Raw genomic sequence first — 11,822 nt, forward strand, 5'->3', positions numbered from 1 at the left:
CTTGGAGGTGGCTTACTATTAGCAAGGATATGATGATTAACGAGCAAATTCGTGCACGTGAAGTACGTTTAGTTGGCGCAAATGGCGATCAACTTGGAATCAAGTCTCGTAATGACGCTTTAGACTTAGCTGCAAATCTTAATCTTGATTTAGTATTAGTTGCTCCAAATGCGAAACCGCCAGTATGCCGCATTATGGACTACGGTAAATTCCGCTTTGAGCAACAGAAGAAAGAAAAAGAGCAGCGCAAAAATCAAAAAGTAATTAGCATGAAAGAAGTTCGTTTAAGTCCAACAATTGATGAACACGACTTTAACACAAAACTTCGTAATGCTATCAAGTTTTTAGAGAAAGGCGACAAGGTTAAAGCGTCAATTCGCTTTAAAGGACGTGCCATTACTCATAAAGAAATCGGTCAACGTGTTTTAGATCGCTTCTCAGAAGCTTGTGCTGAAGTTAGTACAGTTGAATCTAAGCCTAAAATGGAAGGACGCAGTATGTTCTTAGTTTTAGCACCGAAAAACGATAAGTAATAGATAGAGGAGGAAATACCTATGCCTAAACAAAAAACTCATCGCGGCGCTGCAAAGCGTTTCAAAAAGACTGGATCAGGTAAACTGAAACGTTCTCACGCTTACACAAGCCATTTATTCGCTAACAAATCTACAAAAGCTAAACGTAAACTACGTAAAGCTGGTGTAGTAAGCGCTGGTGACTTCAAACGCATTCGTCAAATGCTTGACAACTTAAAATAAGTTCGGCTGATATATAGAACAATTAGGAGGTAATATTATGCCAAGAGTAAAAGGTGGTACAGTTACTCGTCAACGTCGTAAAAAAGTAATTAAATTAGCAAAAGGTTACTACGGTTCAAAAAATACATTATTCAAGGTTGCTAACCAACAGGTTATGAAATCTCTAATGTATGCATTCCGTGACCGCCGTCAAAAGAAACGTGACTTCCGTAAATTATGGATTACACGTATCAACGCAGCAGCTCGTATGAATGGTCTTTCTTACAGCCGCTTAATGCACGGTCTTAAAAATGCTGGCATCGAAGTTAACCGCAAGATGCTTGCTGACTTAGCTGTTCATGACGAAAAAGCTTTCGCTGAATTAGCAACAGTTGCAAAAAACAACATTAACTAATTAATTAGTTGAAACCTTAGAAGAATTTTCTTCTAAGGTTTTTTGTTTGTGTTCAGAGAGAAGTTTGAAGTTCTAAAGATTAACGGATGTGTTGTTATCGATATGACAAAATCAACGTAAAAACTATAGCGATATAGAAGAATATACATATGAAGTCAGGAGAATCCTCCTGGCTTTTTTTAATTATGCACGTTTGGAAAGAAGAGTATCTTTCCTAGCCGAAACGACACTGCTATAATGGAAAGATGATATGGAACTTTCATCAGATGAACAATTTAAGAGTGATGACTGAAACGTATTTGCAAATTAAGGACAAGCTATTTTATAAAGAGGTAGATAGCTGACTTATTCATAAGAACTGAAACATAATAATGAACTTTGAGATGAAACAACATTGTTGCGTAAAATGCGATGTTGGAGGAGGACAATAGAATGGACTTACTACAACTATTTAAATTACAAAAAGAATTAGATGACCGTATTGCAAAAGAACATGACTTACAACCGAAAAAATTGTTAAAAGAAAAAATGTTAGCTCTTCTTGTAGAAATTGGTGAACTTGCAAATGAAACACGTTGTTTTAAATATTGGAGCAACAAACCAGCTTCGGAACGTGAAGTAATATTAGAAGAATACGTAGATGGTTTGCATTTTATTTTATCAATCGGAATTGATTTAGGTATTGATAAAAACTTCTTATTCTATAAATGTGCACAAACGAATAAAACACAAGTGGAAATTTTCTTAGACACATATGCGAAAGTAATTCGTTTTACAGATCAACCATCTATTACAAACTATATTGAATTATTTACGAGCTATCTTCGACTTGGACAAGCACTTGAATTTGAGCAAGAAGAGATTGAAAAAGCATATTTAGATAAAAATGAGGTAAATCATCAGCGTCAAACACAAGGATACTAATTTAATTTTTGAATATTTCAATTTAATTATTGTATAATGAATTGACTGAAGAAAAAGGAGGGTGTTGGCAATGACAAAATTAGACGCGACATTGACAATGCTAAAAGAATTAACGGATGCACGTGGTATTGCTGGTAACGAACGTGAACCACGTGAAGTAATGAAGAAATATATCGAGCCGTTTGCGGACGAACTTTCTACTGATAATTTAGGGAGTTTAGTTGCGAAAAAAGTAGGGGAAGAAAACGGCCCGAAAATTATGGTTGCAGGTCATTTAGATGAAGTTGGATTTATGATTACACAAATCGATGAAAAAGGTTTCCTTCGCTTCCAAACGGTTGGTGGCTGGTGGTCACAAGTTATGCTTGCACAGCGCGTGACGATTGTAACGCGTAAAGGAGATGTAACAGGTGTAATTGGTTCAAAACCACCGCACATTTTACCTCCAGAAGCTCGTAAAAAGCCAGTTGAAATTAAAGACATGTTCATCGATATCGGTGCTTCTAGCCAAGAAGAAGCGATGGAGTGGGGCGTACGACCAGGAGATCAAGTTGTACCGTACTTTGAATTCCAAGTGATGAAGAACGAAAAAATGTTACTTGCAAAAGCGTGGGATAACCGAATCGGTTGTGCAATTGCAATTGACGTATTAAAACAACTAAAAGATGAAAAGCATCCAAACGTTGTATACGGCGTTGGAACTGTACAAGAAGAAGTTGGTCTTCGTGGCGCAAAAACATCTGCGAATTATATTAAACCAGATATCGCGTTCGCAGTAGATGTTGGTATCGCTGGAGATACACCGGGTGTAACGTCAAAAGAAGCGCAAAGTAAAATGGGCGATGGACCACAAATCATTTTATATGATGCTTCTGTTATTGGACATACAGGTTTACGTGATTTCGTAGTTGATGTTGCTGATGAATTACAAATCCCGTATCAATATGATTCAGTAGCGGGCGGAGGAACGGATGCGGGTGCGATTCACATTGCTGTAAATGGTATTCCTTCTATGGCAATTACAATTGCAACGCGCTATATCCATTCTCATGCGGCAATGTTACATCGTGATGATTATGAAAATGCAGTGAAGTTAATTGTAGAAGTTATTAAACGTCTTGATAAAGAGGCTGTACATAACATTACATTTAATTAATAGAAAAAGCGAAGGAGATTCTCCTTCGCTTTTTTATGTTTTAAAAAGGCCGTTCTAATCCCGCTGCAGTATGAGCGCCTAAAATAATTAAACGAGTTAATTGCATCGCCATAAAATGCGGGGTATATATCATTCCTCTTTTAAGCCATGACATAATCATCCCTAGATGGGCACCAGTAACATAACTAATGAGAATATCGCGTGGAACCATTAGTTTTTCATCGTTAGGTTGTGAAATAGAGAGGCTTAATGTTAAATGCGTTTGAATTGCTTTCATCATCTTATACGTATAGTTTCCGGCAGCTTTATCACCAAGCATGACGTTATAGAAGTTAGTGTTTTCTGCAATATGTTCGAACAAGGCCAAAAAACTTGGATGTGGCGAATCAAATGTTAATTGGAAATCTTCTTTATTTCTATTTCTCGGTTTAATTACTTCAGTTAGCTTTTCTAACATTTCTTCAATGCTTTTGTCTAGTAAGTCATATTTATCGTGGTAATGGCTATAAAATGTAGCGCGGTTTACAGGAGCGCGTTCTGCAATATGTTGAACAGTAACATTTTCAAAACCTTTTTCGCCTACTAAAGCGACAAAAGCATCCTGTATGAGTTGTCTCGTCCGTTTTACACGTGGATCATTTGTATTTTTAATAGACATTTTTATTTCCCCTCGTTTAATTTTCTGTACTTAAACAACATATTGGTATTATATTGTTGTTTAAACGACATTTCATACGTAAATTGTCGGTTGTAGATTCAAAATAATTATTTATAATTATAAACGATAGTCCTTCAGAAATCAGCACCGCTCGCAGGTAGATAAATTTCAATTTACGCTGCAGATGGTGTGATTTTTTTGTTAAAAGGTTAATATAATTAACAATTAAACAATCTAAACAATAAGGACATAAATAGTTTAGAAAAAAATTATATGCGATATAAGGAGAGGAATGCAATGAATCAGTTTCGAAGAATGGTAATTATCAACATTATCACATTAATTGTACTAGTTGGCGGCGGTATTGGCGGTTATTACTATTACAATCAAACGGAAAATTACTTAAAAACAGACAATGCAAAGATTGATGGAAAGGTAATTCCGGTTGCTTCACCAGTAGCAGGTAAACTAACTGACTGGAAAGCTGAAGTAGGAAAAAATTATAATGAGAACGATAAATTAGGTACTGTTACTGTAGCGGCAGCTAATGGAGAACAAACAGTAGATGTAACAATTCCACAAAATGCAACAGTTGTACAATCAAACGCAACAACAAATGCTTTCGTTGGAGCAGGTAGCCCGATTGCTTATGCATTTGATATGAACAATTTATGGGTAACAGCAAACATTGAAGAAACAGATGTTGATGATGTTCAAAAAGGTCAAGATGTAGATGTGTATGTAGATGCATACCCAGATACAACGTTAACAGGAAAAGTAGAACAAGTTGGCTTAACAACAGCGAATACATTCTCTATGTTGCCATCAAGCAACGCAACAGCGAACTATACGAAAGTAACACAAGTAGTACCAGTTAAAGTTTCTTTAGATCATAGCAAATCAGTAAATATTGTTCCTGGCATGAATGTGACAGTTCGTATTCATAAGTAAGGGGGAGATGAGATGTCCTCAATTGTAATTGCAGGATATGCACTATTTTGTATAATCGTCTTCTTCCTTGTAAATCGTCTTTTACGAAAGAAAAAAACGAAAATGGGAGAAGAACAAGTCCCAGCCGTAAGTAAAATAGAAGTAAGTAAAGTTGAAACAGAAGAGAAAGAAATTGAACGAAAGCAAGAATCGGAAATTTCTAATGTAGTTGAGTTAGAAACAGGAAAGCAAGAAGAAGTAAAACAAGAAAAAGAAGTGCCGAAAAAACAAATGTCTATGCCTGTAGAGAATGTGAACGTAAAAGCAGTTGTAGCTGTATTAATTCTCGGCATGTTCGTTTCTATTTTAAACCAAACAATCATTAACGTTGCATTACCTCCGTTAATGAATGAATTTAATGTATCAACTTCAACAGCACAATGGTTAATTACAGGCTTCATGCTTGTAAATGGTATTTTAGTACCGATTAGTGCCTTTTTAGTTTCACGATTTACGTATCGTAAATTATTCGTAGCAGCAATGTTATTCTTCACGGTAGGATCTATCATTTGTGCTACTTCAGGAAACTTTACAATGATGATGACAGGTCGCGTAATTCAAGCAGTTGGTGCGGGTATTTTAATGCCGGTTGGTATGAATATCTTTATGACGTTATTCCCGCCTCATAAACGCGGAGCGGCGATGGGATTACTAGGTGTAGCGATGATTTTAGCGCCAGCTATCGGACCAACTGTAACAGGTTGGGTGATTGAAAACTATAGCTGGAACTTAATGTTCTATGCGATGTTTATTATTGGTTTAATTATTACGTTCCTATCTTTAAAATTCTTTACACTAGCTCAGCCAGTGTCTAAAACGAAATTAGATATATTCGGTGTGGTTAGTTCAAGTATTGGACTAGGAAGCTTATTGTACGGATTTAGTGAAGCTGGAAATAATAGTTGGACTAGTGCAGAAGTCATTATTTCACTTGTTATCGGTGTAATTGGTTTAGCGTTATTTATTTGGAGAGAGTTAACAACGGACAATAAAATGCTTGATTTACAAGTATTTAAATATCCAGTATTTACTTTTACTTTAGTAATTAACGCAATCGTTACGATGGCATTATTCGGAGGTATGTTATTGCTTCCAGTATATCTGCAAAACATTCGTGGCTTTACGCCAATTGAATCTGGTTTACTACTTCTTCCAGGATCATTAATTATGGGGATCATGGGACCAGTAGCGGGTAAATTATTCGATAAATATGGCATTCGTCCATTAGCGATAATTGGATTGGCAATTACGACGTATGCGACATATGAATTTACAAAATTATCGATGGATACACCGTATAGCGTTATTATGACGGATTATATTATACGTTCAATTGGTATGTCATTCATTATGATGCCAATTATGACAGCTGGTATGAACGCGCTACCGATGAAATTAATTTCTCACGGTACAGCAACGCAAAATACGTCAAGACAAGTAGCTGGTTCAATCGGAACAGCGATTTTAATCACACTTATGACGCAACAAACAACTGCTCACGTAGCAGATTACGGCAACATGTTAACAACATCAAACCCAATTTTAGTTGATAAAGTACACGGCATGGGTCAAAGCTTAGCGGCCTTAGCTGGATCAGCTCAAGCAGGAGACGCGATGAGCACACAACTATTATATGGACAAATTTCAAAGCTATCTGCAATTAACGGTATTAACGATGCCTTCTTAATTGCAACGATACTTGCAGGGATTGCTTGGGTGTTATCGTTCTTCTTACCATCAGGCAATAAACAAAATAGAAAAGCAGGGAATTAATTTCCCTGCTTTTTTGTCTTTTTAAAGAGTGAGATATAAAAAATGATAACCAGTTACGGAGCACAGCCCTGCTAGAAACAAAATTATCCCCATAGAACGAATACTTGACATGTGTCTGCCGCTTATAATAGCTAATAGTCCAGCTAAAGAGAAGAAGCACCAATATAAAGCTCCAGAAATTGGAACCATCCCCTCTAAATCTATTCCAGAACCTATACAAACGATAGGAACAACGATAAGTAATATGCTAATTAAACCAGCTATAATAGTGAGTGATTTATGATATTTAATACCATAAATAATTAAAAAAATACCAACGATAAATGCGCATAACATTAAAGTAAGAGCTAAAATCATCCAAGTTAATATTCCAAACACTTCTGTATTACCTCCGATTTGTAGGTTGCTAAAAAATATTATATATAGAATGAATCACCTACAGACATGAGCTCCCAGAAGATAACACCTAATATTCCAATGGTAAAAATAATGAATCCCATATTACGTATACTTTTAATTTTGGCTTGTACTCCACTTACCCCTGCTAATAATCCAGTTAAAGAAAATAGGGTCCAGTAAAGAGCAGTTGGAATCGGGAAAATTGTATCGATATGAATCCCTACACTTAAAAGAACAAAAGGTAGTGTGACAAAGGATAGGCTAAGTAGCCCCATTAAACCAACGAGTAATTTCCGATATTTAATCCCTGTTACTATTAAAAAAATACCACCAGCAATCCCGCATAGTAAGAGAAGTGGCGTGAAAAGCATCCAAATAATACTGAACATATGTAAACTCCTTTATGTGAATTAAGTTATATTTTACTACATGAGGTTTATTTTGGATATTATTAATGAGTATATATAAATTGAAGGAAATGGGTAATAACGATACGGATTATCAAAAACGTAACCGTAGAAGGGTTTGAAGTTATGATAAAAGAGTAAAGAGAGGTATCGCGATGATACCTCTTTTTAACTCAAGAATGCCAACATGTTATTCATAATATGAAATAACATAGCTGGAATAATGGACTTTGTTTTTTTACATAAAATGGCCATTAATAATCCCATAAAGAAAGTAATTACCATTACCCCAAGTGAGTATGTATGAGCGATACCGAAGAAGAAACTTGTTACGATGGCTGCAATCCAAAATGGAAAGCGTTCTGAGAAGAAGCGAAGTATAAAACCACGGAAAATAAGTTCTTCAAAAATGGGTGTGAATATTGCAAAGCTGAGAAGTAATAATATTTGATATTGCTTAAAGACGTCTAAGCTTAGTGCGGAAGATTGCTGCTTTGTTGCGTCTTGGAACACATAATTTAACAAGATGTAATTGAGTAGGATGTTGATAACGAAGAAAAGAAGTAAGTATACGTATGTGCGCCATTCTTTCAGTGTTTTAAAGTTAAAAGATTTTAGTAGTAATTTTTTTGCGGGTTCGAATTTAAAAATGAAGAATAACAATACAGCTAGTTGTAATATGGTACTTGCAGTATTTGCAATAGATTCATACAGGGCAACTTGTTTTTTATCTGTAAGACCTGCTGTATAAATTGTTAATGGCATTGCGAGGAACACAGTAATAAGTCCAGTTCCAAAAAAGGCGAATAAAACAGAGCTAATAAATTGTCCCCATGACATCGAGTGTTTTTGTTCATTAGAAAGCTGTGTAGCGGGTTGCATTTGTAAAATCACCTCTTTTATATTTGTATATTTAATTATAAAGTAAAATGTTTTTGAATGTAATATTTAAATATTACATATAAAGTGAAACTTTAATCATTGGGGAGGTTCATCCCCCACTGATTATCAGCCCTCACCAATCGGGCTTTTACGGGCAGTTGATTCCCCACCTAACTTCCTCGTCTTTGCTGAATTTCGAGGTGGGGGTCTTACTGCCCGTTAATGCGGGATAAAGGTTTATTTTCCATAAAATAATAAAAGAGGTATCACCCTGTAGTGATGCCTCTTTCTCATTGATAACTATGTTCTGCCTTGTTATTCAATTTGGCTTGCTCTATTTGCAATTCACGCTCTACCAATCGATCTAATTGCTGAATAGCTTTAAGTGCTTTTTCATAAGAAATCGTTCTATAATGATGAGCTCCGCCTGGTTCTTCATCTGCTTCGTCTGCCCATTTAATAATGCTTTGAAGAGATGTTCTTTCAATTTCTTGTTCCACTAAGAAAGAATCTGTATGCAGAAGGATTGCGATAGAAATTTCTTTTGCTAGTTTTGGATGTTCTCCCAATCTAATAAGTAATTTATGTGCTCTTTCTGCGCCTTTAATTGCATGGATATCATTCTTTTTATATAAGTCATAGTCCCATTCGCCGCCTGTGTACCACGTATGATGTCCGATATCATGAAGGAAACCGGCTTTTGTCGCAGCATCGACTGAGGCGTGGTGCTTTTTAGCTAAGTGAAACGCATGGTAAGCGACAGCGATCGCGTGGACCATTCCGGAACGGTTTACGTATTTTTGTGTAATGTGATGTTTAAAAACTTGTTCAAGCGTAATACGGTGCATAAAACATTCACTCCTTTTATCTAATGATGTATACGAAGAAAAATCGATCGGTTTAAATGTATTTTGAACATTGTACTCCATCATAGTTCGTTAGTAAAGTAGAAATGTTTAGGAGAAGAAAAATTTTTTTCGTAAAAAAATCACCTTAGCTTATGCGAAGGTGATTTTCAAATTGCTTATTTTTTTAATCCTTGCTCTAGTGTTTCTAACATTTCGTGCTTTTCATTTTCATCAGCGTTTTTCCAAATGACTTCAAATAAGACGCCAAGACCTGGAAGCATTTTTTCTTCACCGCTTTGAATTGCATCGACAATTGTTTCTTGTAATTGATCTTGTGAATTACCAGATACATTCGCTAATACGGCACCGCGTAAATTAAAACTCATTGTTTTCACCTCTTCTTCAGAATTGAAACTGACGTTAGTTTTTGTTCTTTTTTATGTAAATATGTATGAAAAATAGGCTATAATGATAAGACAAGAAGAGAGGGAAATACATATTATGAAAAACATTGATTCAGTACAAAATCCGCGTGTAAAGCAGTGGAAAAAGCTGCAAACGAAAAAAGAACGCGATAAAAAAGGTTTATTTTTTGTAGAAGGATTTCACTTAGTCGAGGAAGCTTTGAAGGCAGGAATTGTAACAGAACTTATCGTTTCAGATCAGACAGACCTTCCGAAAGATTGGACAGTTAATGATGTGGAAATGTATATCGTGCCTGAGGCGATTGTAAAAATACTTCGTGAAACAGAAACGACGCAAGGTGTATTTGCTGTTTGTGAGAAGCATGAGAAAGAAGTAGCTCTTACTGATGGGAAATTCCTTTTATTAGATGGCCTGCAAGACCCAGGTAATTTAGGAACAATTATTCGTACAGCTGATGCAGCTGGTATTCACGCCGTTGTGCTTGGAGAAGGTTGTGTTGATGTTTACAATAGTAAAGTACTCCGCTCTACACAAGGCTCTATTTTCCACTTACCAATTGTAAAAGGGAACTTAGAAGAATGGGTAGACAAGTTAAAAGAAAATAACGTTCCTGTATATGGAACAGCTCTTGAAAATGGAGTTCCGTATGGTGAAGTAACGCCGGCGGGCAGTTTTGCATTAATTGTAGGAAATGAAGGAAATGGCGTACGCCAAGAAATTCTTGCAAAAACGGATCAAAACTTGTATATTCCGATTTACGGCGGGGCAGAATCATTAAATGTTGCGGTTGCAGCAGGGATTTTAACGTATTATTTGCAAAGCCCGGTTGCGAACAAATAAAAAACTTCTTATAATAAGTTGAAGTACATTATATTAAAAGTTAAATAACGAAAAACGTTGATAGAGAAGAGTAGCTTACAAAATCGCCATATAGGGAGAGAGTGCCGTAGACTGAAAGCATTCTTATGGTAGACGGAAGTGAATTCACCTCTGGAGTTGACGCCAGGACCATGTATATGTAAAGGCGTTCCGGTCAGAATTGATCGTTATAACTAATGAGTGGGCAGACTTGTTCTGTCAATTTAGGGTGGTACCGCGAATTTACCTCGTCCCTTTTTGGGAGCGAGGTTTTTTTATTTTTAAAATTAGGAGGGTTCCAAAATGGAAGCACGTTTAAAAGAGCTAAAGCAAAAAGCGTTAGAGCTTATTGAAGAAGCGAAAGAGCTAAAGGGCTTAAACGACGTACGCGTAGCGTATTTAGGAAAAAAAGGTCCAATTACAGAAGTATTACGCGGCATGGGGAAATTATCAGCAGAAGAGCGTCCACGTATGGGAGCATTAGTGAATGAAGTACGTGAAGCGATTCAAACGCGTCTAGAAGACAAAATTAGCAACTTAGAAAAAGCAGTAATTGAAGCGAAATTAGCTACGGAAACAATTGATGTTACATTACCAGGTCGTCCTGTTGAAACAGGTTGTCACCATCCGTTAACAGCTGTTGTTGAACAAATTGAAGATGTATTCATCGGTATGGGTTATGAAGTAGCTGAAGGAACAGAAGTAGAAAAAGACTACTACAACTTCGAAGCACTAAACTTACCGAAAGATCACCCAGCACGTGACATGCAAGATACATTCTACATTACAGAAGAAACGTTACTACGTACACATACATCTTCTGTGCAAGCACGTACGATGGAAAATAATAAAGAAAAAGGCCCAATCAAAATCATTTGTCCTGGTAAAGTGTATCGCCGCGATGATGATGATGCGACGCATTCACATCAGTTCATGCAAATTGAAGGCCTTGTAATTGATAAAAACATTCGTATGAGTGACTTAAAAGGTACACTGCAAGTATTCGTGAAAAAGATGTTCGGTGAAGATCGTGAAATCCGTCTTCGTCCAAGTTTCTTCCCATTCACAGAGCCATCTGTAGAGATGGATATTTCTTGTATGATGTGTCATGGCAAAGGTTGCGGCACTTGTAAAGGAACTGGCTGGATTGAAATTCTAGGCGCAGGTATGGTTCACCCGAACGTACTTGAAATGGCTGGTTATGATTCAAAAGAATATCAAGGTTTCGCATTCGGTATGGGCGCAGAGCGTATCGCAATGTTGAAATACGGCGTAGATGACATTCGTCATTTCTATACAAATGATGTACGTTTCTTACAACAATTCAAACGAGCGTAAGGGAAGGAGAGGAT

15 protein-coding genes and 1 other annotated feature are annotated in these 11,822 nt (G+C 36.5%); of the genes, 9 read left to right on the forward strand and 6 right to left on the reverse strand.

Features of this window, described 5'->3' with window-relative positions:
- The first annotated feature begins 29 nt into the window (after positions 1 to 29).
- The 5 genes from infC to DN400_RS12580 all read left to right on the forward strand — a co-directional run bounded on the left by infC (position 30) and on the right by DN400_RS12580 (position 3,229).
- Positions 30 to 533, forward strand: a complete 504-nt coding sequence (gene infC / locus DN400_RS12560; RefSeq protein ID WP_000973215.1) for a translation initiation factor IF-3 — start codon at positions 30 to 32, stop codon at positions 531 to 533.
- A 21-nt stretch (positions 534 to 554) separates the two neighbouring features.
- Positions 555 to 755 carry a 50S ribosomal protein L35 gene (gene rpmI, locus DN400_RS12565; protein ID WP_001125945.1) on the forward strand — a complete coding sequence of 67 codons (201 nt, stop codon included), beginning with the start codon at positions 555 to 557 and terminating at the stop codon, positions 753 to 755.
- A gap of 37 nt (positions 756 to 792) precedes the next feature.
- Complete coding sequence (rplT, locus tag DN400_RS12570) at positions 793 to 1,149, forward strand: 50S ribosomal protein L20 (RefSeq protein WP_001138362.1); 357 nt, start codon at positions 793 to 795, stop codon at positions 1,147 to 1,149.
- 432 nt (positions 1,150 to 1,581) lie between these two features.
- Positions 1,582 to 2,073: a dUTP diphosphatase gene (locus DN400_RS12575; RefSeq protein WP_000365050.1), complete on the forward strand. Its 492-nt coding sequence runs from the start codon at positions 1,582 to 1,584 to the stop codon at positions 2,071 to 2,073.
- Between the two features lie 70 nt (positions 2,074 to 2,143).
- Positions 2,144 to 3,229: a M42 family metallopeptidase gene (locus tag DN400_RS12580; RefSeq protein WP_000163561.1), complete on the forward strand. Its 1,086-nt coding sequence runs from the start codon at positions 2,144 to 2,146 to the stop codon at positions 3,227 to 3,229.
- 40 nt (positions 3,230 to 3,269) lie between these two features.
- On the opposite strand, the gene DN400_RS12585 is transcribed toward DN400_RS12580, so the two are convergent.
- Positions 3,270 to 3,887 carry a TetR/AcrR family transcriptional regulator gene (locus DN400_RS12585; RefSeq protein WP_000023672.1) on the reverse strand — a complete coding sequence of 206 codons (618 nt, stop codon included), beginning with the start codon at positions 3,885 to 3,887 and terminating at the stop codon, positions 3,270 to 3,272.
- A 297-nt stretch (positions 3,888 to 4,184) separates the two neighbouring features.
- Between DN400_RS12585 and DN400_RS12590 the strand changes: the two genes are divergently transcribed.
- Complete coding sequence (locus tag DN400_RS12590) at positions 4,185 to 4,838, forward strand: HlyD family secretion protein (protein WP_001071420.1); 654 nt, start codon at positions 4,185 to 4,187, stop codon at positions 4,836 to 4,838.
- A 12-nt stretch (positions 4,839 to 4,850) separates the two neighbouring features.
- Positions 4,851 to 6,650, forward strand: a complete 1,800-nt coding sequence (locus DN400_RS12595) for a DHA2 family efflux MFS transporter permease subunit (RefSeq protein WP_000095294.1) — start codon at positions 4,851 to 4,853, stop codon at positions 6,648 to 6,650.
- Between the two features lie 21 nt (positions 6,651 to 6,671).
- Here DN400_RS12595 and DN400_RS12600 read toward each other — a convergent pair whose 3' ends face one another.
- The 5 genes from DN400_RS12600 to sspI form a co-directional block, all read right to left on the reverse strand.
- Positions 6,672 to 7,028, reverse strand: coding sequence for an ammonia permease (locus DN400_RS12600; RefSeq protein WP_065229416.1), 357 nt, complete (start codon positions 7,026 to 7,028; stop codon positions 6,672 to 6,674).
- A gap of 38 nt (positions 7,029 to 7,066) precedes the next feature.
- Positions 7,067 to 7,438, reverse strand: a complete 372-nt coding sequence (locus DN400_RS12605; protein WP_000491395.1) for a hypothetical protein — start codon at positions 7,436 to 7,438, stop codon at positions 7,067 to 7,069.
- Between the two features lie 186 nt (positions 7,439 to 7,624).
- Complete coding sequence (locus DN400_RS12610; RefSeq protein WP_147801698.1) at positions 7,625 to 8,338, reverse strand: CPBP family intramembrane glutamic endopeptidase; 714 nt, start codon at positions 8,336 to 8,338, stop codon at positions 7,625 to 7,627.
- 290 nt (positions 8,339 to 8,628) lie between these two features.
- Positions 8,629 to 9,186, reverse strand: coding sequence for an HD domain-containing protein (locus DN400_RS12615; RefSeq protein ID WP_000554805.1), 558 nt, complete (start codon positions 9,184 to 9,186; stop codon positions 8,629 to 8,631).
- 176 nt (positions 9,187 to 9,362) lie between these two features.
- Complete coding sequence (gene sspI, locus DN400_RS12620) at positions 9,363 to 9,572, reverse strand: small acid-soluble spore protein SspI (RefSeq protein WP_000009509.1); 210 nt, start codon at positions 9,570 to 9,572, stop codon at positions 9,363 to 9,365.
- Between the two features lie 82 nt (positions 9,573 to 9,654).
- Here sspI and DN400_RS12625 point away from each other — a divergent pair, with 82 nt between their 5' ends.
- The gene (locus DN400_RS12625) at positions 9,655 to 10,452 is read left to right on the forward strand and encodes a TrmH family RNA methyltransferase (RefSeq protein ID WP_001986644.1); all 798 of its coding nucleotides are present in this window, start codon (positions 9,655 to 9,657) and stop codon (positions 10,450 to 10,452) included.
- 48 nt (positions 10,453 to 10,500) lie between these two features.
- Positions 10,501 to 10,729: a binding site (T-box leader), on the forward strand.
- A 44-nt stretch (positions 10,730 to 10,773) separates the two neighbouring features.
- Positions 10,774 to 11,808, forward strand: coding sequence for a phenylalanine--tRNA ligase subunit alpha (gene pheS / locus DN400_RS12630; protein ID WP_000388222.1), 1,035 nt, complete (start codon positions 10,774 to 10,776; stop codon positions 11,806 to 11,808).
- Positions 11,809 to 11,822 lie beyond the last annotated feature (14 nt).

It is taken from the genome of Bacillus sp. AR8-1 (assembly GCF_008042345.1).
Lineage (GTDB): Bacteria > Bacillota > Bacilli > Bacillales > Bacillaceae_G > Bacillus_A > Bacillus_A cereus.

Bases quoted from the DNA above. Each gene is read 5' to 3' on its own strand.
- infC (WP_000973215.1), top strand. From the start codon at position 30: ATGATGATTAACGAGCAAATTCGTGCACGTGAAGTACGTTTAGTTGGC.
- rpmI (WP_001125945.1), top strand. From the start codon at position 555: ATGCCTAAACAAAAAACTCATCGCGGCGCTGCAAAGCGTTTCAAAAAG.
- rplT (WP_001138362.1), top strand. From the start codon at position 793: ATGCCAAGAGTAAAAGGTGGTACAGTTACTCGTCAACGTCGTAAAAAA.
- DN400_RS12575 (WP_000365050.1), top strand. From the start codon at position 1,582: ATGGACTTACTACAACTATTTAAATTACAAAAAGAATTAGATGACCGT.
- DN400_RS12580 (WP_000163561.1), top strand. From the start codon at position 2,144: ATGACAAAATTAGACGCGACATTGACAATGCTAAAAGAATTAACGGAT.
- DN400_RS12585 (WP_000023672.1), bottom strand. From the start codon at position 3,887: ATGTCTATTAAAAATACAAATGATCCACGTGTAAAACGGACGAGACAA.
- DN400_RS12590 (WP_001071420.1), top strand. From the start codon at position 4,185: ATGAATCAGTTTCGAAGAATGGTAATTATCAACATTATCACATTAATT.
- DN400_RS12595 (WP_000095294.1), top strand. From the start codon at position 4,851: ATGTCCTCAATTGTAATTGCAGGATATGCACTATTTTGTATAATCGTC.
- DN400_RS12605 (WP_000491395.1), bottom strand. From the start codon at position 7,438: ATGTTCAGTATTATTTGGATGCTTTTCACGCCACTTCTCTTACTATGC.
- DN400_RS12610 (WP_147801698.1), bottom strand. From the start codon at position 8,338: ATGCAACCCGCTACACAGCTTTCTAATGAACAAAAACACTCGATGTCA.
- DN400_RS12615 (WP_000554805.1), bottom strand. From the start codon at position 9,186: ATGCACCGTATTACGCTTGAACAAGTTTTTAAACATCACATTACACAA.
- sspI (WP_000009509.1), bottom strand. From the start codon at position 9,572: ATGAGTTTTAATTTACGCGGTGCCGTATTAGCGAATGTATCTGGTAAT.
- DN400_RS12625 (WP_001986644.1), top strand. From the start codon at position 9,655: ATGATAAGACAAGAAGAGAGGGAAATACATATTATGAAAAACATTGAT.
- pheS (WP_000388222.1), top strand. From the start codon at position 10,774: ATGGAAGCACGTTTAAAAGAGCTAAAGCAAAAAGCGTTAGAGCTTATT.